This is a genomic window from Streptomyces phaeofaciens (assembly GCF_014648915.1).
Taxonomy (GTDB): domain Bacteria; phylum Actinomycetota; class Actinomycetes; order Streptomycetales; family Streptomycetaceae; genus Streptomyces; species Streptomyces phaeofaciens.
This window is the reverse complement of the sequence record NZ_BMSA01000003.1, coordinates 539,754-561,117: the sequence shown is the minus strand read 5'-3', so window position 1 is coordinate 561,117 and position 21,364 is coordinate 539,754. Positions and strand designations below refer to the sequence as shown.

Sequence of the window (21,364 nt, the reverse complement as noted above, 5' to 3'; positions counted from 1 at the left end):
CACCCCCGCGAGGACCTCCCGGACGGGCCCTACTTCACGAACCCCTGCTTCCTCATCCACTCCAGCGCCACCTGGTGCGGATCCTCCCCGTCCACGTCCACCCTGGCGTTCAGCTCCCGCGCCACCGCGTTGTCCAGCTTCGCCGTCACCGGCGCGAGGACGTCCGCGATGGCCGGCCACTTCTTCAGCGTCCTGGAGTTGATCTCGGGGGCCGCGTTGTAGTGGGGGAAGAACTTCCGGTCGTCCGCCATCACCACCAGGTCCATGGACGGGATCCGGCCGTCGGTCGTGTACACCTCCCCGTACGTGCACCGGCCCTTCGCCGCCTCGGAGTAGATGATCCCGGTGTCCATCTGGGTGATCCGGGACGCCGGGACGTTCATCCCGTACGCCTTCTGCATCCCCGGCAGCCCGTCCGCGCGGTTGGCGAACTCGCCCTCCACGCACAGCGTCACCGCGCCCGGCATCGCCGTCCCCAGGGCCGCCACCTCCGAGAGCGTGTCCGTGTCGTACTCCTTGTACAGGGAGCGGTTCATGGCCAGCGCGTAGGTGTTGTTCAGCCGGGACTGCGGCAGCCAGGTCAGCCCGTTCCCGAGATCCGCGTCGCGCACGGCCCGCCACTGCGCCCGCGCGTCGGCGAGCGGCTCGCTGTTGCCCTGGTACGTGATCCAGGCGGTGCCCGTGTACTCGTACATGGCGTCGGCCTCGCCCTTGCGGACCGCCTCGCGAGGGCCGATCGACCCCTGGATGCCGGTGCGGTCGACGACCTCGGCGCCGGCCGCCTGGAAGGCGATGCCCATCATCGCGCCGAGGACGAGGTTCTCGGTGAACGACTTGGACGTCACGGTCAGCCGCGCGCCCGCGAGCGGCTCCCCCCGGCCGACCGTGCCGGGGAGGACGTCGTCGGCCATGGGGGAGCCGCTGCTCAGCCCGCAGCCGGACACCAGGGCCGACACCAGGGCCGGCGTCAGGGCCGCGCGGACCCGCCTCACCGCTGCGTCTCCAGTCCCCGCGGCCGCAGCAGCAGTTCCGCCAGCGACGCGAGCCAGTCCACCAGGAGGGCCAGGGCGACGGTGAGGACCGAGCCCAGCACCAGCACCGGCATCCGATGGTTGGTGATGCCCGCGGTGATCAGTACGCCGAGGCCGCCGCCCCCGCCGAAGGCGGCCAGGGTCGCCGTCCCCACGTTGAGGACGAGGGCCGTACGGACGCCGGCCAGGATCAGCGGGACGGCCAGCGGCAGCTCCACCCGGGTCAGCACGCCCAGCGGGGACATGCCGATGCCGCGGCCCGCCTCCAGCAGGGTCGGGTCGTTGGCCCTGAGGCCGGCGACGGTGTTGGCGAGCACCGGCAGGACGGCGTAGGCGACCATGCCGATCAGGGCGGCCCGCATCCCGGTGCCGAGCCAGATCACCAGCAGCGCCAGCAGGCCGATCGCCGGGGTGGCCTGGCCGGCGTTGGCGACGGCCAGGGCGATCGGGGTGGCCCGGCGGCAGCGCGGACGGGTCAGCACGATGCCCAGCGGGATCGCGACGACCAGCACGAAGAAGGTGGAGATCACGGTCAGTTCGACGTGCTGCCACAGCGCCTTGGAGACCTGGCCGTGGGAGAGCGCGTTCTCGGAGACCGCGTCCAGGCCGGCCTGCCGGAACCACAGCCAGGTCCCGAGCAGCAGGGCCACCAGGAACGCGGGCAGGAAGGTCAGCTTCCGCCAGGTCACCTGCCGGGCCCGCCCCCGCACCGGCGGCAGCGCCGTGTCGGTCTCCTCCCAGCCCAGAGCGGTCATGCCGGCCACCCCTCGCCGACGGCCTCGCGCTCCGGTCGCGTCCGTGCGCGGTCCGCCTCCAGAAGCGTGTGCACGGACCTCATCAGCGTCTCCACGTCCACGACCCCCGCGTACTCGCCGTGCCGCCCGGTGACCGCGACCCGCCCGGAGCCGTCCGTCAGCACTGCCTCCAGCGCGTCCCGCAGGGTGGCGTCCCGGGTCACGGTGTCGGTCACCGGAGTCCCGGCGCGGTCCAGCGAGCCCCCGTCCCGCGTCAGGTCGCCGCGCCGCAGCCACCTGCGGGGGCGGCCGCGCCGGTCGAGCAGGAGGATCTCGTCACGGCCGCTGCCGTGCAGCCGGTCGCACACGTACGGGAGCGGGTCGTCCACGGACACCGTCGGGCACTCGGTGATGCCCACGTCCCGCACCCGCGTCAGATGGAGCCGCTTCAACGCCGCCCCCGCGCCCACGAACTCGGACACGAAGTCGTCCGCCGGGTGGGTGAGGATCGCCTCGGGGGTGTCGAACTGGGCGATCCGCGAGCGCTCGCGGAGCACCACGATCCGGTCGGCCAGCTTGATCGCCTCGTCGAAGTCGTGGGTGACGAAGACGATCGTCCTGCGCAGTTCGTGCTGGAGCCGGAGCAGCTCGTCCTGGAGGTGGTCGCGGGTGATCGGGTCGACCGCGCCGAACGGCTCGTCCATCAGCAGGACCGGCGGATCCGCCGCCAGCGCCCGTGCCACGCCCACCCGCTGCTGCTGGCCGCCGGAGAGGCGGCGCGGATAGCGGTCGTGGAACTCCCGGGGGTCCAGCCCGACCAGGTCGAGCATCTCCTCCACCCGCTCCCGGATCCGCGTCCTCGGCCAGCCGAGCATGCGGGGGACGAGCGCGATGTTCTGGGCGACGGTCATGTGCGGGAAGAGCCCGGACGACTGGATCGCGTACCCGACGTTGCGGCGCAGCTTCACCGGGTCGATGCCGGTGACGTCCTCGCCGTCGATACGGATCCGGCCGCCGCTCGGCTCGATCAGCCGGTTGATCATCTTCAGGGTGGTGGACTTCCCGCACCCGGACGGCCCGACCAGGACGACGGTCTCACCGGCCCTGATCTCCAAGGTCACGTCGTCCACGGAGGGGCCGGCGCCGCCCGGGTACCGCTTGCTGAGGTTCTCCAGCGCGATGGTCGCCCCAGGAGACCCGGACGACCCGCGCGGCCCGGCCGACTCAGACACGGATGCCCCTCGGAATCGTCAGCCGTCCGACGAGGACGTATCCGGCGTCGAACAGCAGCGCCAGGAGGACGATCCCGAGCGTGCCGGCGAGGACCTGGTTGAGCGCGTTCGCGCTGCCCAGGGAGGCGATGCCCCGGAAGATCTCGTTTCCGAGCCCCGGGCCCGAGGCATAGGCGGCGATGGCCGCGATGCCCATCAGCATCTGGGTGGAGACCCGGATCCCGGTGAGGATCGGCGGCCAGGCCAGCGGCAGCTCGACCCGCAGCAGCCGGGCCGGCCGTGACATCCCGATGCCCTTCGCCGCGTCCACCAGCGCGGGGTCGACCCCGCGCAGCCCGACGATCGCGTTCCGCACGACCGGCAGCAGCCCGTACAGCGTCAGCGCGATCACCGTCGGCGGCACACCGAGCCCCACCACCGGGATCAGCAGACCGATCATGGCGAGTGAGGGGACGGTGAGGAGGGTGGCGGTGGCCGTGGTGGCGAGACTGCCGGCCCACGCGCTGCGGTAGGTGGCGATCGCGATGAGCACCCCCAGGACGGTCGCCACGACCACGCACTGGAGGACGGCGCCGGCGTGCTGCCAGGCGTCCGTGAGCAACTGCTGGTGACGGCCGGCCAGGTACTCCCAGAAACTCACACGCGTTCACCGCCCATGCCGCAAGCTCCGCCGCTAGGTCCGCTCCCGGTCCTGGGCCGCCTGCTCCACCAGCGGGATGATCCGCAGCGGGACGGCGTTCTCCATCACGATCGCGGTGGAGGCCCGGACGATCCCATCAAAACCGACAACCAGGTCGATGACCCGCTGGAGATCGGCGTTGGAGCGGGCCACCAGCCGGCACAGCATGTCCCCGCTGCCGGTGGTGGTGTGCAGCTCCAGCACCTCCGGCACGGTCGCCAAGTGGGCCCGTACATCGGGGCCTTGGCCCTGCCGGATCTGGAGCGTGGCGAAGGCGGTGACGGGGTAGCCGAGGGCCGCCGGGTCCACGTCCGGGCCGAAGCCGCGGATGACGCCGTTCGACTGAAGCCGGTCCAGCCGCGCCTGCGCCGTGCCCCGGGCGACCCCCAGCCGACGGGACATCTCCAGGACGCCGATGCGCGGCTCCCGGGCCAGCAGCACGATGATGCGCCCGTCCAGATGATCGATCGCCATCGCCGCCTCCGAGATGGTCACCCTGTACAGAAAGTCCGCCGACACCGCCGTACCGCTGAGCAGATTGTCCGGCGATGAAGCGAACTATTGCGCACCTTGCGGGCGGGGGCGAGGCTTCCGCCATGACGCAGACCACAGACCACACTCCCGACACCGCCCGGCAGGCAGACCCCTTCCCGGTCAAGGGAATGGACGCGGTCGTCTTCGCCGTGGGCAACGCCAAGCAGGCGGCGCACTACTACTCCACCGCCTTCGGCATGAAGCTGGTCGCCTACTCCGGACCGGAGACCGGCAGCCGCGAGACCGCCGCGTACGTGCTCACCAACGGCTCGGCCCGCTTCGTCCTCACCTCCGTGATCAAGCCCGCCACCACCTGGGGCCACTTCCTGGCCCGGCACGTGGCCGAGCACGGCGACGGCGTCGTCGACCTCGCCATCGAGGTCCCGGACGCCCGGGCCGCGTACGCCTACGCCATCGAGCACGGCGCCCGCTCGGTCGCCGAGCCGTACGAGCTGAAGGACGAGCACGGCACGGTCGTCCTCGCCGCGATCGCCACGTACGGCGAGACCCGCCACACCCTCGTCGACCGCTCCGGCTACGACGGCCCCTACCTCCCGGGGTTCGTGGCCGCCGACCCGATCGTCGAACCGCCCGCCCACCGCACCTTCCAGGCGATCGACCACTGCGTCGGCAACGTCGAGCTGGGCCGGATGGACGAATGGGTCGGTTTCTACAACAAGGTCATGGGCTTCACGAACATGAAGGAGTTCGTGGGCGACGACATCGCCACCGAGTACTCCGCCCTGATGTCGAAGGTCGTCGCCGACGGCACCCTGAAGGTCAAGTTCCCGATCAACGAGCCCGCGATCGCCAAGAAGAAGTCCCAGATCGACGAGTACCTGGAGTTCTACGGCGGCGCCGGCGTCCAGCACATCGCGCTGAACACCGGGGACATCGTCGAGACGGTCCGCACCATGCGCGCCGCCGGGGTCCGCTTCCTCGACACCCCCGACTCCTACTACGACACCCTCGGCGAGTGGGTCGGCGACACCCGGGTGCCCGTCGAGACCCTGCGCGAGCTGAAGATCCTCGCCGACCGCGACGAGGACGGCTACCTGCTCCAGATCTTCACCAAGCCGGTCCAGGACAAGCCGACCGTCTTCTTCGAGATCATCGAACGCCATGGCTCGATGGGCTTCGGCAAGGGCAACTTCAAGGCCCTGTTCGAGGCGATCGAGCGTGAGCAGGAGAAGCGCGGCAACCTGTAGGGCCCGACCCGGGCCCGGGGGACCTGTCCCGGGCCCGGGGGACCTGTCCCGGGCCCGGGGGACCTGTCCCGGTCCGTCAGGCGGGCGGCTCGACGTCCGGTACCTCGCCCAGCTTCGCCAGCGCCGCCCGGGCCACCGGGGCGTACAGCGGGGAGAAGTACGGATTGATCCGCAGCGCCTCCTGCATACGGCGGCGGGCGGGCGCGGTCTTCCCCAGCGCCCCCTCGATCATGCCCCGGTGGAAGGCGTAGGCCGCGCTGCGCACCGTGCCGCCGTGCGCCCGGTCGGTGGCGACGGCGGCGTACCGCAGCGCCTCCTTGTGCCGCCCGGCCCGGTACAGCGCCCACCCGAGCGCGTCCGCGACCGCGATCCCCGGCTGGCGCCTCCACTCGGCCCGCAGCCGCCGCACCGCCGCCCCCGGGTCCCCGTGGTCCGCCTCGAAGCGGCCCAGCACCAGCGCCCCGTCGACCCCGCCCGCCGCCTCCCGGCGCACCCGCTCGCGCAGCAGGTCGTACTGCGCCCGCGCCTGCCCGGTGAGCCCCAGCGACTCGTACAGCTCACCCAGTTCCAGGGCGTACTGCGGCAGCGGCTGCCCGGCGAGCGCGATCCCGTACGCGTCCAGCGCCTCCGACGTCCGGCCCAGCGCCGCCAGCGCCCGCCCCTGCCCGGCCCGCGCCGCCCGCTGGTCGGGGTCGAGCCGTACGGCCTCCCGGAAGCTGCGCAGCGCCTCCTCGCGTTCACCGCGCTCGAAGGCCAGCTGCCCGGCCCGCTCCCGCCACGCGGCCTCCTCGGCGGGGGAGGAGGCCGCGGCCGCCGCGTCGGAGAGCGCGGCCTGCGCGTCCTCCCGCCGGCCCTGGTCCCAGTACACGCCCGCCGCCCGCGCCAGCACGGCGGGACCGGACCGCAGCTCCATCAGCGCCTCCAAGGCCCGGCGGGCCCTCTTGTGGTCGCCGAGCCCGGTGTAGGCGTCGATGAGCTGCGGATACGTCGTCCAGCGCTTCGGTGCCGCCTCGCGCGCCGCCTCGCCCCAGCTCTTCGCCGCCCGGAAGTCCCGGCGGGCGTTGGCCAGCGCCGCGAGCGAGCCCAGGGCCTCCGCGTCGTCCCGCGGGCCCACCGACAGGGAGGTGCGCAGCGCCCGCTCCGCCTTCGGGAACTGCCCGGCGGCGTCGGCGGTGCGCCGGCCCTGCTCGACATAGGCCGCGCCGAGCACCGCCCAGGACCGCGCGTCCTTCGGAGCCCTGCGCACCCGGCTCTCGCGTTCCTCGATCAGCACCGCCAGATCCGGCAGCGCGGCCGCCACCCCGGTCCGCACCGCGGCGTTCGCCCGCGCTCCCGGCGCCGGCGCGGCCGCCCGGCCCCCGTCCCGCCCGCCGGGCAGCCACACCAGCAGTCCGCCGCCCAGCAGGAGGGCCCCCGCCAGCGGGCCGACGAACAGCGGCCGGCGGTACCAGGAGGCCTTCCGGGGGGCCACGTCCGGGGCGGTGCCCTCTTCGTTCTCCATGGCGCTCACTCTGCGTCCCCACGAGGACCGCACCCGGGCAGGTGACGGCTCCCGTGGCCGGGGTTCACACCGATGGCCCCGGGTGCGAGGCTGTGATCATGAGCCGTATCGAAGCGCCGCACGACACCGTCACGGGCAGCCTCGTCGACCGTCTGCTCACCGGCCTGCCCGCCGAGGCCGTCCTCACCGACCCCGACGTCACGGCCTCGTACGCCAACGACATGGCGAGCTTCTGCCCGGCCGGCACCCCGGCCGTGGTGGTGCTGCCACGTACCGTCGAACAGGTCCAGCACGTCATGCGCACCGCGACCGCGCTGCGCGTCCCGGTCGTGCCGCAGGGGGCCCGCACCGGTCTGTCCGGCGGCGCCAACGCCTCCGACGGCTGCGTCGTGCTCTCCCTGACGAAGATGGACCGCATCCTCGAGATCAGCCCGGTCGACCGGATCGCCGTCGTCGAACCGGGTGTCGTCAACGCCGCCCTCTCCCGCGCGGTCGGCGCACACGGGCTCGCCTACCCGCCGGACCCCTCCAGCTGGGAGATGTGCACGATCGGCGGCAACATCGGCACCGCGTCGGGCGGCCTGTGCTGTGTGAAGTACGGGGTGACGGCCGAGTACGTCCTCGGCCTCGACGTCGTGCTGGCCGACGGCCGGCTGATGTCCACCGGCCGCCGTACCGCCAAGGGCGTCGCCGGATACGACCTGACCCGCCTGTTCGTCGGCTCCGAGGGCTCGCTCGGCATCGTCGTCCGGGCGGTCCTGGCGCTCCGGCCGCAGCCGCCGCAGCAACTGGTGCTGGCCGCGGAGTTCGCGTCGGCGGCAGCCGCCTGCGACGCGGTCTGCAAGATCATGGCGGGCGGACACGTGCCCTCGCTCCTCGAACTGATGGACCGTACGACCGTCAAGGCCGTCAACGACCTCGCCCACATGGGTCTGCCGGAGTCCACCGAGGCCCTGCTGCTCGCCGCGTTCGACACCGCCGACCCGGCCGCCGACCTCGCCGCCGTCGGCGCGCTGTGCGAGGCGGCCGGCGCCACCCAGGTGGTCCCCGCCGACGACGCCGCCGAGTCCGAACTCCTGCTCAAGGCCCGCCGGTCGTCGCTCGTCGCCCTGGAGGCCGTCAAGGGCACCACGATGATCGACGACGTGTGCGTGCCCCGCTCGCGCCTCGGCGACATGATCGAGGGCGTCGAACGCATCGCCGACAAGTACCGGCTGACCATCGGGGTCGTCGCCCACGCCGGCGACGGCAACACCCACCCCACCGTCTGCTTCGACGCCCAGGACCCCGACGAGTGCCGGCGCGCCCGCGAGTCCTTCGACGAGATCATGGCCCTCGGCCTGGAACTCGGCGGCACGATCACCGGCGAACACGGTGTCGGTGTCCTGAAGAAGGAGTGGCTGGCGCGCGAGATCGGCCCGGTGGGGGTGGAGATGCAACGGGCGGTCAAGCAGGTCTTCGACCCGCTGGGCATCCTCAACCCGGGCAAGCTGTTCTGACCCACGCCGCCTCATTCACCGTCCGCGGACTCGTCCGACGGCCACGGGTCGCGCAGCCACAGGTCGTCAGCCGATGCCGGTGCCCCCTGTTCGAGCGAGGCCGTGAGCCTGGGGGAGGGGGTGAGCAGTTCGGCCAGACCGTCGTCGATGCCGAGCTGCTCACCCTCCGTCCCCGGGGGCACCACCCGCAGCGTGCGCTCCAGCCAGGCCGAGACCTGGGCGGCCGGTGCCTCGAGGAGGGCGTCCCCGTCGGGCGAACTCAGCGCCATCAGCACCAGGCTGCGGCCGTCCACCTTCGTCGGCCACACCCGCACGTCCCCGTGTCCGCACGGCCGGAACACCCCCTCCACCAGCAGTTCGCGGGCGAAGGTCCAGTGCACGGGGTGCTCGGAGTTGATGTGGAAGGCGACATGGACGGCGAACGGGTCGTCGCTGCGGAAGCTGAGCCGGGCCGGGACGGGGATGCTGCGCTCCGGCGACAGGACGAGCCTGAGCTCCAGTTCGCGCTCCACCACGGTGGGGTGCATGGTCGTTCTCCTCTCGGTACCGATGTGTACGGACGGAGAGAGCGAGAAGGATGCGGACCATTACGCGGGTTCGGAGAAGTTTTTTTCTGCCAGGCGTGGCGGACGGTTCCGAACGTGTGAAGGGAGTGCACGGCGTTGCCCGGAAAGGGGCGGGTCCGCCGGGAGTGCCCATGGGGGTTGCGCCGGTCTGATAGATGTGGAGCCCCCCAACCCACCTCCGAGCAGATACGGGACGACGGACATGAGCGCCCCAACCCCGGCCCCCGGCGACGACCGGCCCCGCGAAGGGTTCTACCCGGACCCGTCCATTCCCGGATACGTCCGGTACTGGAACGGTTCCGCCTGGGTACCGGGCACCAGCCGCCCGGCCCCCTCGGCCGGCGAACCGCTCACGCCCCCGGCGGCCTCCGTCGAGGAGACCGGCCCGCACTTCTTCGACGAGGACCCGAACACACCGGGCCGGTACGGCGGTCAGGGCGAACCCGCCGCGGCGTGGGGCGCCGACCGCTCCCACCAGTCCGGCTTCGGCGGCGACCAGGACCGCAGGGTCTCCTGGGGCGCCCCGCAGGGCCCCGACCCGAGGCTCCAGGCCCCCGCCCAGACCCCGCCGGCGCAGCCGGAGTCCGGGGCCGGTGCGGGCGCCGGTGACGTGGACTCCGGCGGGACGTTCGTCTTCCGCCGCCCGACGGCCCAGGACGCACCGTCCGCCGCCCCCACGGCCCCCTCCGGCACCTCCGCCCCCCTTCCCGACGCCGGGGCGGCCGCCCATCGCGCGCCCACCCCGCGCACGCCCGACGGGCCGGGCGCGTCCGGCGCACGGACCGGCCCGTCCGGCGCACCGGGGGGCGCCGGGCAGGGGCCGGCGGCGACCGGCGGTGCCGCCGGGACCGGTGGGCCGGCCTTCGGCCCGCAGCGGGCGGCCGGGGAGGCCGGCGGCGCCGCCGACGCGGGCTTCGGCGCTCCCGGTGTGCCGGGCGCCGCTCCCGCCGCCGCCCGCCCCGGCTTCGGCGCGGGGAAGGCGGCCGCCGACCGGGCCGCGGCCGCGCAGGTGGCACCGGCACCGGGCACAGCGGCCGCGCAGGGCCCCGCCCCGCAGGCCGGCGCCGCCGGCTTCCCGCCCGCCGCGGGACAGGCGCCTCCCGCCGCCCCGGGCGTGCCCCAACAGGCCACAGGACCGGCGCCCGCGCCTGCTCCGGCCGCCGCCCGGGCGGCCGCGCCGATGAGCCCCGGCCTCGGCGGCGGGCAGTCCTCCTGGGCCCAGCAGGTGCACCGGCTCGCGGGCGGCGACGAGCCGCCCGTGCCGTGGAAGCCGCCGGTCGACGACATCTTCCAGGCGGCCGCCCGCCGCCAGGCGGCGGCCCGGCCCGCCGGCCTCGGCAAGCGGCTGGCCGCCCGCCTCGTGGACACGGTGGTGCTGGCGGCGGTCACCGGCGCGGCCGCCGTACCGCTCGGCCTCAAGGCCCTCGACCACGTCAACGAGAAGATCGACGCGGCCAAGCTCACCGGAGAGACCGTCACGGTCTGGCTGCTCGATGGGACGACGTCCGTCTACCTGGGCATCGTCCTCGCCGTCCTGCTCGTCTTCGGTGTCGTGTACGAGGCCCTGCCGACCGCCAGGTGGGGCCGTACGCTCGGCAAGAAGCTGCTCGGCCTGGAGGTGCGGGACATCGAGGGGCACCAGCCCCCGTCGTTCGGGGCGGCCCTGCGCCGCTGGCTGGTCTACAGCGTGCCCGGACTGCTCGTGATCGGTGTCGTGGGCGTCCTGTGGGGGCTGTTCGACAAGCCGTGGCGCCAGTGCTGGCACGACAAGGCGGCCCACACCTTCGTCGCGGGCTGACACCCACCCGGCCCGCACGGGCCGTACGGGGGTGCCCGGCATGCGCGGCGTACCCCGTACGGCCGCTCGCCGGATGCGGCGGCGCGGGGTTCGCGGTCGACTCGGGCCATGACCACCGAACCGCCCCCCGGCTCCGGCGGCCCGCCGGAGGACGACCCGTTCCGGAAGCGACCTCCGCAGCAGCCTCCGCAACAGCCCCCGCCGGGGCCCTCGGAGGGGCGGCCGCACGGCGAGCCGCCACCCGCGTCCGGGCCGGGGCAGGGCGGCTCGCCCTACGACCGGCCGTACGACGGGGAACCGCCCCCGCCGTACACCGGCGGCGGTGGTGGCGACGGCGGTGCCGGTGGCGGCCCCTACGGGGGCGACCCGTACGGTGGTTACCCCGCCGATCCGCTGGCCGGCATGCCCCCGCTCGCCGACAGCGGCAAACGTACCCTCGCCCGGATCATCGACATGATCCTGGTCTACCTCGTGGTCGTCCTGCTGGCCTGGGTCTTCCGCGTCGACCAGTACACCGTGGACGCCGACGAGCTCGAGTTCGGCAAGACCTTCGGGCGCGAGCTGATCACCGCGATCCTCTACGTCGCGTACGACACGATCCTGATCTCCCGCAACGGCCAGACCCTCGGCAAGAAATGGTTCGGCATGCGGGTGGCCAACCTCGACAACGGCTCCACGCCCTCGGTGCAGACCTCGCTGATCCGCGCCCTGGTGCTCTGGGTGCCGTTCGCGTTCTGCTGTGCCTGTGTGTGGACGGCGATCGCCGGCGGCTGGAGCTTCTTCGACAAGCCGTACAAGCAGGGCCTGCACGACAAGGCGGCCAAGACCGTGGTGGTCGGCATCACCTGACGCTCCGGCGCATGCCGAAGGGCCCGTGCCGTTCGGCGCGGGCCCTTCCGCAGGTCGCTCAAGGGGCCGTCGGCTCCCGGACGGGCTCGGGCGCGGCGGCGACGGAGACGGGTACAGGTACGGGCACGGGTACGGCCTCGGGCTTCGCCTGCCGGGCCGGCGGCGCGGGCGACGGCCGCGGCACCGGTACCGTCATCGCGACGAGCAGACCGAGTCCGAGCGCGGCGATGGCGATGACCGCGATCCCGGGGCCGGAACTCGTCTGTGACAGCAGCAGCATGGCGAGCGTCGAGAAGATGACGGTGCAGGAACCGTACGTGAGCTGTGCGACAGTCGGACGAGGCATGGCAATCAGGTCCTCGGATGCGGGGGAGATCTCGACTCTATTCGCCTGCATGCCCGAGTGGAACGAACGGTAAGCGTGACCTAACCCACGGTACCGGTGCACAGGGGGCGCACGGAGTCATGGAGTCCGCCAAGTGGACGGCTCCACGCGCCCTTCACGTTACGGCCACATGTCCGCAATGCGAACACCGGCTCCCAATAATGCAGTTGACTTGTCCAAGTCAAGGTCTGTCTTTTCTTCCCAACCAGTAGTCAAATGGCGTCACTTGACTACACGCGTATAACAGCGCGCGGACCTTCCTTGACAGGGGATTCCTCCTTCCGCGCGAACGGGCGCGTGAGGGAGGCTTCAAGTGACGAGTAGAACCTGGACGTTCAGGACGGCCGCGACGGTCGTTGCCCTTGCGGCGGCGTCGGCGACGTTCTCGACGTTCGCCGTGGCGCAGGCCGTCGAGAGCGGTGCGCCCGCAGCCGCGGCGGTGGACCGGCAGGACCCGCAGCCGGCCAAGGCCAAGGAGCACGACTTCGACGGCCCGCTCAGCAAGACGCAGGAGGCTCAGCGCGCGGAGGCCCTCCAGCAGGTCATATCCGGCGAGGCGTCGGTCAAGAACCGGAACGGCTCGCAGGTCGTCCAGCTCAAGAGCCGCAAGGGCGACAGCAAGTACGTCGAGCTGGGCCGCGAGAAGACCGACAAGATCTTCACGATCCTCGTCGAGTTCGGCGACCAGGTCGACCCCCGCTACGGCGGCACGGTCGGCCCGCTGCACAACCAGATCGCCGCGCCGGACCGCACCAAGGACAACAGCACGGCCTGGCAGGCGGACTACGACCAGAAGCACTTCCAGGACCTGTACTTCGGCACCGGCAAGAACACCGAGTCGCTGAAGAAGTACTACGAGAAGCAGTCCTCGGGCCGCTACTCGGTCGAGGGCGAAGTGACCGACTGGGTCAAGGTCCCCTACAACGAGGCCCGTTACGGCTCCAACAACGCCTCCACCGGCGCCTGGTACGCGGTGCAGGACGGCGTCAACGCCTGGGTCGCCGAGCGCAAGGCCGCGGGCGCCACGCCCGCCCAGATCAAGGCGGAACTGGCCGAGTTCGACCAGTGGGACCGCTACGACTTCGACGGCGACGGCAACTTCAACGAGCCCGACGGGTACATCGACCACTTCCAGATCGTGCACGCCGGCGAGGACGAGTCCGCGGGCGGCGGCGCCCAGGGCGCGGACGCCATCTGGGCCCACCGCTGGTACGCCTTCGGCACCGACGCCGGCTCCACCGGCCCGGACACCAACAAGCTCGGCGGCGCCCAGGTCGGCGACACCGGCATCTGGGTCGGCGACTACACCATCCAGCCGGAGAACGGCGGACTCGGCGTCTACGCCCACGAGTACGGTCACGACCTCGGTCTGCCGGACGAGTACGACACCTCCGGCGGCGGCGAGAACTCCACCGGCTTCTGGACCCTGATGTCCTCCGGTTCCTGGCTCGGCACCGGCAAGGAGGCCATCGGCGACCTCCCCGGCGACATGAACGCCTGGGACAAGCTCCAGCTCGGCTGGCTGGACTACGACGTCGCCGCGGCGGGCAAGAAGTCCACCCACAAGCTGGGCGTGGCGGAGTACAACACCAAGAACGCCCAGGCTCTCGTGGTCCAGTTGCCGGAGAAGGAGGTCACCACCGAGGTGGTCGCCCCGGCGCAGGGTGCCACGCAGTGGTGGAGCGGCAGCGGTGACGACCTGCGCAACACCCTCACCCGCTCGGTCGACCTGACCGGCAAGACGTCGGCGTCCCTGACCCTCGACGGCTGGTGGGACATCGAGACCGACTACGACTACCTCTACACCGAGGTCTCCACGGACGGCGGCGCCAGCTACACGCCGATCGACGGCACCCTGGCCGACGGCACGGCGATCCCGCGCGACGGCAGTGGCAAGCCGGCCCTCACCGGCACGGTGGCCGCCTACCAGAAGCTGACGTTCCCGCTGAACGCCTACGCGGGCAAGCAGATCAGCCTGCGCTTCCGCTACGCCACCGACGGCGGCGTGGCCCAGAAGGGCTTCGCGGCCGACGAGATCACGGTGACGGCGGACGGCGCCGCGCTGTTCTCCGACAACGCGGAGAGCGCGGACGCCGCCTGGACGGCGAACGGCTTCTCGCGCATCGGCGCGTCCATCACGGACGACTACGCGCAGTACTACATCGCCGAGAACCGCCAGTACGTGTCGTACGACAAGACCCTCAAGGTCGGCCCGTACAACTTCGGCTTCTCGACGACCCGTCCGGACTGGGTGGAGCACTACCCGTACCAGAACGGCCTGTTGATCTGGAAGTGGGACACCTCCCAGGCCGACGACAACACCAGCCAGCACCCGGGTGAGGGCCTGATCCTCCCGGTCGACTCGCACCCGACCCCGCTGAAGTGGGCCGACGGCAGCGTGATGAACGCCCGTCTTCAGAGCTTCGACTCGCCCTTCAGCTGGTACCGCACGGACGCGATCACGCTGCACAGGGCGGACGCCGCGGTCAAGATCAAGTCGCGTCCGGGCGTCCCGGTCTTCGACGACGGCAAGTCGACGTACTACGACGCGACGACCCCGCTCGCGGGCGTCAAGGTCACTGACACCAACACCTCGATCAAGATCGTCAGTGAGCCCCTGAGCGGCTCGACGATCACGGTGAAGGTCGGCCCCTCGGCGAAGTAGCTCGTATCTTCGCAGGTCAGAAGCGTATCGGCGGCAACCCCTTGGCGGGTTGCCGCCGGTCGTGTTTAGGTGCGTGCTGTGACTTCCTTATTGACACCGATGCACACGGGGGTGTGACCGCATGGCCGCAGGAGGCTTCTGCAAGCTGCCCGACGGCAGGGTGGTGGTGGCGCTGAACCTGCCCAGGCCCACCGCCGTCGATCCGGACTTCGGGGTCCGTGTGCTCGTCCACGCCCAGAACCGGGCCCGGGCCCTGACCAGGCTCCGCAACCTCGGCCTGCGCGCGGTGTACCTGCGCGGGAACGCGGCCCCGCCGACGCCGGACGAGATCACGGCGGTCCTGCACCACCCGGACGGCCTGATATGGAGAGCCACCCCTGACAACGGTGTCGTCACCACCGCTCCGGAGCTGTGGCGGCCGATCAGGTCCCTGCTGAGGGGGGCCGCGGCATAGGCGTGAGGTGAGTGCGGCGATCGGGTGATGCGGCCGCGCCGCCCGTGTTCGGGCCGTGCCCGGCGTTGTTCCTGCGTGTGCAGACGTCCGTCACGACGGACCCCACTCGACAGGGGAGAGCCTCATGGCCGTCCACACGCTCAAGCGCCGCCTCGCCGTATTCGGCACCGCCCTGGGGCTCGGCATCGCCCTGCCGTTCGCCGTGGGGGTCACTCCCGCGTACGCGCAGGTACAGCTGACCATCACCAAGACCCACACGGGGACCTTCACCCAGGGCGGGCAGGGGGTTTACCACATCGTGGTCACCAACGCCGGGGACGAACCGACCTCCGAGTCGGGGACGGAGATGACGGACATCCTTCCCGAAGGGCTCACCGCCGTCTCCGCGGTCCTGGTCTCTTCACCTCCCGTGTTCGAAGGGGGCTGTCTCGTCATCGATCCCAAGAGGGCCGATTGCCTCTCGGGCGTGCTGGAGCCCGGTGACAGCTACTCGGCCGACATCACCGTGGCCGTCGCCGCCAACGCTCCCTGCGCGATCACCAACACCGCCTCCGTGATCGGGCGCGGAAGTCTCGCCGGCGCCACGGTGAGCGACCCGACCGAGATCACCGGCCCCGACTGCAACGGCGGCGGTGACGGCGGAGGCCCTGTCCTCCCCGTGACCCTCAACGGCGTGATCCCGATGTTCAACAACATCACCACGAACAGCAACATCAACAGCCCCGGCGCCGCCAACGTCAGCAACCAGGGCTTCGCGGTGAACGCGCCGTCGACGGATCAGTAGGCCGCCACGATCGTGACCTCCTCCTCCGTCACCACGCCCTCCACGATCCGGAACGAGCGGAACTGGAACTCGCCGCCGCCGTCCGTGTCGGCCGTCGACACCAGCACGTAGTGGGCGCCCGGCTCGTTGGCGTAGGAGATGTCCGTGCGGGACGGGTAGGCCTCCGTGGCCGTGTGGGAGTGGTAGATGACCACCGGCTCCTCGTCGCGGTCGTCCAGCTCGCGGTAGAGCTTGAGGAGGTCGCCGGAGTCGAACTCGTAGAACGTCGGCGACATGGCCGCGTTCAGCATCGGGACGAAGCGCTCGGGGCGGTCCGAGCCCTCCGGGCCCGCGACGACGCCGCACGCCTCGTCGGGGTGGTCCTTGCGCGCGTGCGCCACGATCTGGTCGACGAGGTCCTGGGTGATGGTCAACATGGTCGCCAGGATAAGCAAAGGGGCCGTTCCGTACCGAGGTGCGGTACGGAACGGCCCACATCGCGGACGCCCTGAGCGGCGGCCGCAGGGGGCGCCACGAGTGCTCCCTGCGGCCGGGCGTCCCGGATGGCCCGTGGGGCCGGTCAGCCGGCCTTCTGGAGCTTCCGCTCGCCGCGGTCGGTGATCTGCGGGTTGCGGCGCTTGAGGACGAACCAGCCGGCGCCGAGGGCGAGGGCCCAGCCCGCCATCACGTACAGACAGACGCGCGAGTCGGCGTCGTACGCGATCAGGCAGGTGACGAAGAGCAGGAACACGATGGCGATCCAGCTGCACACCGCGCCGCCCGGTGCCGGGAAGGACGAGGCGGGCAGCCGGCCCGCGTCGACCGCGCGGCGGTAGAGGACGTGGCTGATCAGGATCATCAGCCAGGTCCAGATGCCGGCCGCGGTGGCGACGGACATGACGTAGCCGAAGGCCTTCTCCGGGACGACGTAGTTCAGGACCACGCCGATGCCCATGAAGGCGACGGAGACCGCGATGCCGAAGGCCGGGGTCTTGGTCGAGGAAAGCTTCCTGAAGACCGCCGGGGCCTCGCCGCTGTCGGCCAGGTTCCGCAGCATGCGGCCCGTGGAGTACATGCCGGAGTTGCAGGAGGACAGGGCGGCGGTGAGGACGACGAAGTTCACGATGCCCGCGCCCGCCGGGATGCCGATCTTGGCGAAGGCGGCGACGAAGGGGCTCACGCCCGGCGCGAACTCGGTCCACTTGACCACGCAGAGGATGACGGTGAGCGCGCCGACGTAGAACAGCGCGATCCGCCACGGAAGCGTGTTGATGGCCTTCGGGAGGGTCTTCTCGGGGTCCTCGGACTCGCCCGCCGTGACACCGACCAGCTCGACGGCGAGGTAGGCGAACATGACGCCCTGGAGGGTCATCAGGGACGAGCCGATGCCCTTGGGGAAGAAGCCGTCGAAGGCCCAGAGGTTGGAGACGGCGGCGGTGTCGCCGGCCGAGCTGAAGCCGAAGGTGAGGACGCCCAGGCCGATCACGATCATGCCGATCAGCGCGGTGACCTTGACCATCGAGAACCAGAACTCGAGCTCGCCGAAGACCTTCACGGAGATCAGGTTGACCCCGAAGAGGATCACCAGGAAGACCAGGGCGGTCACCCACTGCGGGACGTCCGGGAACCAGTAGTGGACGTAGATCGCGGCGGCCGTGAGCTCGGCCATGCCGGTGACCACCCACATCAGCCAGTACGTCCAGCCGGTGAAGTAGCCGAAGAACGGGCCGAGGAACTCGCGGGAGTACTCCGCGAACGAGCCCGAGACGGGCCGGTAGAGCAACAGCTCGCCGAGCGCGCGCATGATGAAGAAGACGATGGCGCCGGCGAGGGCGTACATCAGGATGAGGCTGGGGCCGGCCTTGGCGATGTTCGCCCCGGCTCCCAGGAAGAGGCCGACGCCGATGGCGCCGCCGATCGCGATCATCTGGACCTGGCGGCTGCCGAGTCCTCGCTCGTACCCCTCTTCGGGCGCGTTGTCCGCGCCGTTCTTCTCCGTGTCGACCTGAGCGGAGGTCATGAGTGTGGTGCGCCTTTCTCCATGCCGACCCAGGCCTCTCGTCGGCCCCGGATCGGGTTTCGATCCCCCCGGAATGATGGAGCTGGGCGGACTCGTGGAGCCTCGCCCGTGCCTGGCCGACGATGGTCGGCTCGGTGGCGCACCCGGCCGAACATTCGGGTGGTGTTCGCCGGGCGGTCGTGAAGATTTATCACGGCCGCAACAGAGATCGCCTGAATGACGTGTGGCGCAGAGCACAGGAAGAAGAGGAGGAAGCGGACACTAGTCGGGCACTCCCGGCCGACGCGGTGACGCGATCGTTATCCGGATTTGAGCGTCCCCTGAGCGAACGTCACGCTCGTTGAAAGGTGAAGGAATCAGGGCATAAGGGTGGTCACGAGGGTCTCCTGGAGCCCTCCGAGCCACAGATACGCCATCACCATCGGCTTGCGCGGGTCCTCGTCCGGCAGCCGGTAGAGCAGGTCGGTGTCGTCCTCGTCGGTGATCTCCAGACGGGAGCCGATCGCGAGCCGCAGATCGTTGAGCGCGCGGAGCCACTGCTGGGACTCCGCGGGCGACAGCTTCAGCACCGCCCCGCCCTCGCCGGCCGACTCGGAGGCCAGCGCGTCCAGCGAGCGGACCACCGCGAGGGCGTTCTCGCGCTTGCCGGCCCGCAGGTCGTTCTCGGTGTAGCGGCGGAACTCGGCGGAGTGCGCCTTCTGCTCGTCCGCCTGCTGCGGCCCCGGGGTGTGCTCCGGATCGGTGTACGCGTCCGGGAAGAGCCGGCGCAGCACCGGATCGGCCGGCGGTTCGGTCGGCCCCTCGGCGAACAGCTCGGCGAAGGGGTCGTCCGGGGCGTCCTCGGCGGGGCCGGGGCCGATCAGCTCCAGGAGCTGCACGGCCAGCGACCGGATGATCGAGATCTCGACGTCGTCGAGCGCGACGGCCGCGCCGCCGCCGGGAAGCGGTTCGAAGTGTCCAGGCATCACAGAGGAGGCTACTTCCCGGTCCTACTTCCGGTCCTGCTGGAGGGTGGCCCACAGTCCGTAGCCGTGCATGGCCTGGACGTCGCGTTCCATCTCCTCGCGGGAGCCGCTGGAGACCACCGCCCGGCCCTTGTGATGGACATCGAGCATGAGCTTGGTGGCCTTGTCCTTGGTGTAGCCGAAGTACGTCTGGAAGACGTACGTCACGTAGCTCATCAGGTTGACCGGGTCGTTGTGGACGATCGTGACCCAGGGGACGTCCGGCTCGGGTACGGCGAAGACCTCCTCCGCCGACTCGGTGCGTTCGATCTCAAGGGGCGCGGGTGACGTCACATGGCCATGCTGCCACGGGCCCCACAAATCGTCACACTGACGCAAAGGGGTGTAGCATGCCTGCCATGAACACAGCGGACCTTGGGCTGCCGGTGGAAGTTCCCTCTACGGCGCTCTTCACGGACCAGTACGAGCTGACGATGCTGCAAGCCGCCCTGAAGGCCGGTACGGCCGAGCGGCGCAGCGTGTTCGAGGTCTTCACCCGGCGCCTGCCGGAAGGCCGGCGCTACGGCGTCGTCGCGGGCACCGGCCGGGTCCTGGACGCCGTCGAGAACTTCCGCTTCGACGCGGACGTCCTCGGCTTCCTGCGCGAGCGGGGGATCGTCGACGAGGTGACCCTGGACTGGCTCGCCGGATACCGCTTCTCGGGTGACATCTGGGGCTACCCGGAAGGCGAGGTCTACTTCCCCGGCTCACCGCTCATGCGGGTCGAGGGCTCCTTCGCCGAGTGCGTGCTGCTGGAGACCGTGATCCTGTCGATCCTCAACCACGACTCCGCGATCGCGGCCGCCGCCTCCCGGATGTCCTCGGCCGCCGGCGACCGGCCGCTGATCGAGATGGGCGCCCGCCGCACCCACGAACTCGCCGCGGTCGCCGCCTCCCGCGCCGCCTACATCGGCGGCTTCGCCACCACCTCCGACCTCGCCGCCGGCTTCCGCTACGGCATCCCCACCGTGGGCACCAGCGCCCACGCCTTCACCCTGCTGCACGACGTCGAGCGGGACGCCTTCCGGGCCCAGATCGACTCGCTGGGCCGGGGCACCACGCTGCTCGTCGACACCTACGACGTCGCCGAGGCCGTCCGGACGGCGGTGGAGGTGGCCGGGCCCGAGCTGGGCGCGGTCCGCATCGACTCCGGCGACCTGCTGCTCGTCGCCCACCGGGTGCGCCACCAGCTGGACGAGCTGGGCGCCGCGAACACCCGGATCATCGTCACCTCCGACCTCGACGAGTACGCCATCGCCTCGCTGGCCGCGGCGCCCGTGGACGCGTACGGCGTCGGCACCCAGCTGGTGACCGGCTCCGGGCACCCCACCTGCTCCATGGTCTACAAGCTGGTCGCGCGCGCCGAGTCCGCCGACCCGAGGGCACCCCTGGTGCCGGTGGCGAAGAAGTCGACCGGCGGCAAGACCTCCATCGGCGGCCGCAAGTGGGCCGCACGGCGGCTGGACGACGACGGCGTCGCGCAGGCCGAGGTCGTCGGCACCGGCGCGGTGCCCGCCGAGCTGGCCGACCGGCAGCTGCTGGTGGAGCTGGTCGAGGGCGGTGAGGTCGTCGCCCGCGAGCCCCTCGACGCCGTCCGCGACCGTCACACGGCGGCCCGCGCGAACCTCCCCCTCTCCGCGACCCAGCTCTCCCGCGGCGAACCGGTCCTGCCGACGGAGTACGTCCACGTGCGGCCCTGACACCGCAGGGCTGCCCGGTGCCCGCCGGGTGACGCCCCCTCCCGTACGGCCCGCAAACTCTCTAGGCTTGCTTACTTCACCCTGAGTCGAAGGACACCGCCCATGCGCCGCGCCTTGATCGTCGTAGACGTGCAGAACGACTTCTGCGAGGGGGGCAGTCTCGCGGTGGCCGGGGGTGCCGATGTGGCCGCCGCGATCACCGAACTGATCGGGCAGGCCCCCGCCGGGTACCGGCACGTGGTGGCCACGCGTGACCACCACATCGCGCCCGGCGGGCACTTCGCCGACAACCCGGACTTCGTCCGCTCCTGGCCGGCGCACTGCGTCGCCGGCACCGAGGGCGTCGGCTTCCACCCGAACTTCGCGCCCGCCGTCGCCTCCGGCGCCGTCGACGCCGTCTTCGACAAGGGCGCCTACGCGGCCGCCTACAGCGGCTTCGAGGGCGCCGACGAGAACGGCGTGAAGCTGGGCGACTGGCTGCGGGCCCGCCAGGTCGACGAGGTCGACGTCGTCGGCATCGCCACCGACCACTGCGTGCGCGCCACCGCCCTGGACGCGGTCCGCGAGGGCTTCCGCACCCACGTCCTGCTCGACCTCACGGCCGGCGTGGCCGAACAGACCACGGACCGCGCCCTTCAGGAGCTGCGACAGGCGGGCGTGGAGCTGACGGGCAAGCCGGTCGTCTGAGACCGGGTCGGCCGACGCCTCGCGCGTTTCGTTGCGCGTCCCGTTGGTCTGGCGC

The 21,364-nt window shown here is 71.5% G+C and carries 21 protein-coding genes; 9 read left to right on the top strand and 12 right to left on the bottom strand.

Annotated elements, in window-relative coordinates:
• Positions 1-29 precede the first annotated feature (29 nt).
• Genes IE275_RS09425 through IE275_RS09405 form a run of 5 tightly spaced genes read right to left on the bottom strand, consistent with a single transcriptional unit; the run spans position 30 to position 4,150 of the window.
• Complete coding sequence (locus IE275_RS09425; RefSeq protein WP_373299186.1) at positions 30-992, bottom strand: glycine betaine ABC transporter substrate-binding protein; 963 nt, start codon at positions 990-992, stop codon at positions 30-32.
• Positions 989-1,786, bottom strand: a complete 798-nt coding sequence (locus tag IE275_RS09420) for an ABC transporter permease (RefSeq protein WP_189709670.1) — start codon at positions 1,784-1,786, stop codon at positions 989-991. The genes IE275_RS09425 and IE275_RS09420 overlap by 4 nt, the downstream gene beginning before the upstream one ends.
• A complete protein-coding gene (locus IE275_RS09415) occupies positions 1,783-2,997 on the bottom strand; it encodes a betaine/proline/choline family ABC transporter ATP-binding protein (RefSeq protein ID WP_189709668.1) in 1,215 nt (404 codons plus the stop codon). Before IE275_RS09415 ends, IE275_RS09420 begins: the two co-directional genes overlap by 4 nt.
• A complete protein-coding gene (locus tag IE275_RS09410) occupies positions 2,990-3,637 on the bottom strand; it encodes an ABC transporter permease (protein WP_189709666.1) in 648 nt (215 codons plus the stop codon). Before IE275_RS09410 ends, IE275_RS09415 begins: the two co-directional genes overlap by 8 nt.
• A 33-nt stretch (positions 3,638-3,670) precedes the next feature.
• Positions 3,671-4,150 carry an Lrp/AsnC family transcriptional regulator gene (locus IE275_RS09405; protein ID WP_189709877.1) on the bottom strand — a complete coding sequence of 160 codons (480 nt, stop codon included), beginning with the start codon at positions 4,148-4,150 and terminating at the stop codon, positions 3,671-3,673.
• A 122-nt stretch (positions 4,151-4,272) separates the two neighbouring features.
• On the opposite strand from IE275_RS09405, the gene hppD reads away from it, so the two are divergent.
• The gene (gene hppD / locus IE275_RS09400; RefSeq protein ID WP_189709664.1) at positions 4,273-5,418 is read left to right on the top strand and encodes a 4-hydroxyphenylpyruvate dioxygenase; all 1,146 of its coding nucleotides are present in this window, start codon (positions 4,273-4,275) and stop codon (positions 5,416-5,418) included.
• Between the two features lie 76 nt (positions 5,419-5,494).
• Here hppD and IE275_RS09395 read toward each other — a convergent pair whose 3' ends face one another.
• Positions 5,495-6,919, bottom strand: coding sequence for a tetratricopeptide repeat protein (locus tag IE275_RS09395; RefSeq protein WP_189709662.1), 1,425 nt, complete (start codon positions 6,917-6,919; stop codon positions 5,495-5,497).
• A 92-nt stretch (positions 6,920-7,011) separates the two neighbouring features.
• On the opposite strand from IE275_RS09395, the gene IE275_RS09390 reads away from it, so the two are divergent.
• Positions 7,012-8,418, top strand: coding sequence for an FAD-binding oxidoreductase (locus tag IE275_RS09390; RefSeq protein WP_189709660.1), 1,407 nt, complete (start codon positions 7,012-7,014; stop codon positions 8,416-8,418).
• An 11-nt stretch (positions 8,419-8,429) separates the two neighbouring features.
• Here IE275_RS09390 and IE275_RS09385 read toward each other — a convergent pair whose 3' ends face one another.
• Positions 8,430-8,945 carry an SsgA family sporulation/cell division regulator gene (locus IE275_RS09385; protein WP_189709658.1) on the bottom strand — a complete coding sequence of 172 codons (516 nt, stop codon included), beginning with the start codon at positions 8,943-8,945 and terminating at the stop codon, positions 8,430-8,432.
• Between the two features lie 241 nt (positions 8,946-9,186).
• Between IE275_RS09385 and IE275_RS09380 the strand changes: the two genes are divergently transcribed.
• Positions 9,187-10,782, top strand: a complete 1,596-nt coding sequence (locus IE275_RS09380) for an RDD family protein (protein ID WP_189709656.1) — start codon at positions 9,187-9,189, stop codon at positions 10,780-10,782.
• A gap of 108 nt (positions 10,783-10,890) precedes the next feature.
• Positions 10,891-11,631: an RDD family protein gene (locus tag IE275_RS09375; RefSeq protein ID WP_189709654.1), complete on the top strand. Its 741-nt coding sequence runs from the start codon at positions 10,891-10,893 to the stop codon at positions 11,629-11,631.
• 58 nt (positions 11,632-11,689) lie between these two features.
• Here IE275_RS09375 and IE275_RS09370 read toward each other — a convergent pair whose 3' ends face one another.
• Positions 11,690-11,977, bottom strand: coding sequence for a hypothetical protein (locus tag IE275_RS09370; protein ID WP_189709652.1), 288 nt, complete (start codon positions 11,975-11,977; stop codon positions 11,690-11,692).
• A 352-nt stretch (positions 11,978-12,329) separates the two neighbouring features.
• Here IE275_RS09370 and IE275_RS09365 point away from each other — a divergent pair, with 352 nt between their 5' ends.
• From IE275_RS09365 to IE275_RS09355, 3 genes are all read left to right on the top strand, one after another.
• Positions 12,330-14,681 carry an immune inhibitor A domain-containing protein gene (locus IE275_RS09365; RefSeq protein ID WP_189709650.1) on the top strand — a complete coding sequence of 784 codons (2,352 nt, stop codon included), beginning with the start codon at positions 12,330-12,332 and terminating at the stop codon, positions 14,679-14,681.
• Between the two features lie 121 nt (positions 14,682-14,802).
• Complete coding sequence (locus IE275_RS09360; protein WP_189709648.1) at positions 14,803-15,135, top strand: hypothetical protein; 333 nt, start codon at positions 14,803-14,805, stop codon at positions 15,133-15,135.
• A gap of 124 nt (positions 15,136-15,259) precedes the next feature.
• Complete coding sequence (locus tag IE275_RS09355) at positions 15,260-15,919, top strand: DUF11 domain-containing protein (protein WP_189709645.1); 660 nt, start codon at positions 15,260-15,262, stop codon at positions 15,917-15,919.
• On the opposite strand, the gene IE275_RS09350 is transcribed toward IE275_RS09355, so the two are convergent.
• The 4 genes from IE275_RS09350 to clpS all read right to left on the bottom strand — a co-directional run bounded on the left by IE275_RS09350 (position 15,913) and on the right by clpS (position 19,216).
• A complete protein-coding gene (locus tag IE275_RS09350) occupies positions 15,913-16,335 on the bottom strand; it encodes a M67 family metallopeptidase (protein WP_189709643.1) in 423 nt (140 codons plus the stop codon). The genes IE275_RS09355 and IE275_RS09350 overlap by 7 nt on opposite strands.
• Positions 16,336-16,478: 143 nt before the next feature.
• On the bottom strand, positions 16,479-17,918 hold the full coding sequence (locus IE275_RS09345; RefSeq protein ID WP_189709641.1) for an amino acid permease: 1,440 nt from the start codon (positions 17,916-17,918) through the stop codon (positions 16,479-16,481).
• Between the two features lie 356 nt (positions 17,919-18,274).
• Positions 18,275-18,883: a DUF2017 domain-containing protein gene (locus tag IE275_RS09340; protein ID WP_189709639.1), complete on the bottom strand. Its 609-nt coding sequence runs from the start codon at positions 18,881-18,883 to the stop codon at positions 18,275-18,277.
• Positions 18,884-18,907: 24 nt separating this feature from the next.
• Positions 18,908-19,216: an ATP-dependent Clp protease adapter ClpS gene (gene clpS, locus IE275_RS09335; RefSeq protein ID WP_189709637.1), complete on the bottom strand. Its 309-nt coding sequence runs from the start codon at positions 19,214-19,216 to the stop codon at positions 18,908-18,910.
• 65 nt (positions 19,217-19,281) lie between these two features.
• Between clpS and IE275_RS09330 the strand changes: the two genes are divergently transcribed.
• Together IE275_RS09330 and IE275_RS09325 are read left to right on the top strand one after the other, a co-directional pair.
• Complete coding sequence (locus IE275_RS09330; RefSeq protein WP_189709635.1) at positions 19,282-20,622, top strand: nicotinate phosphoribosyltransferase; 1,341 nt, start codon at positions 19,282-19,284, stop codon at positions 20,620-20,622.
• Between the two features lie 102 nt (positions 20,623-20,724).
• A complete protein-coding gene (locus tag IE275_RS09325; RefSeq protein WP_189709632.1) occupies positions 20,725-21,309 on the top strand; it encodes an isochorismatase family protein in 585 nt (194 codons plus the stop codon).
• Positions 21,310-21,364: the final 55 nt, after the last annotated feature.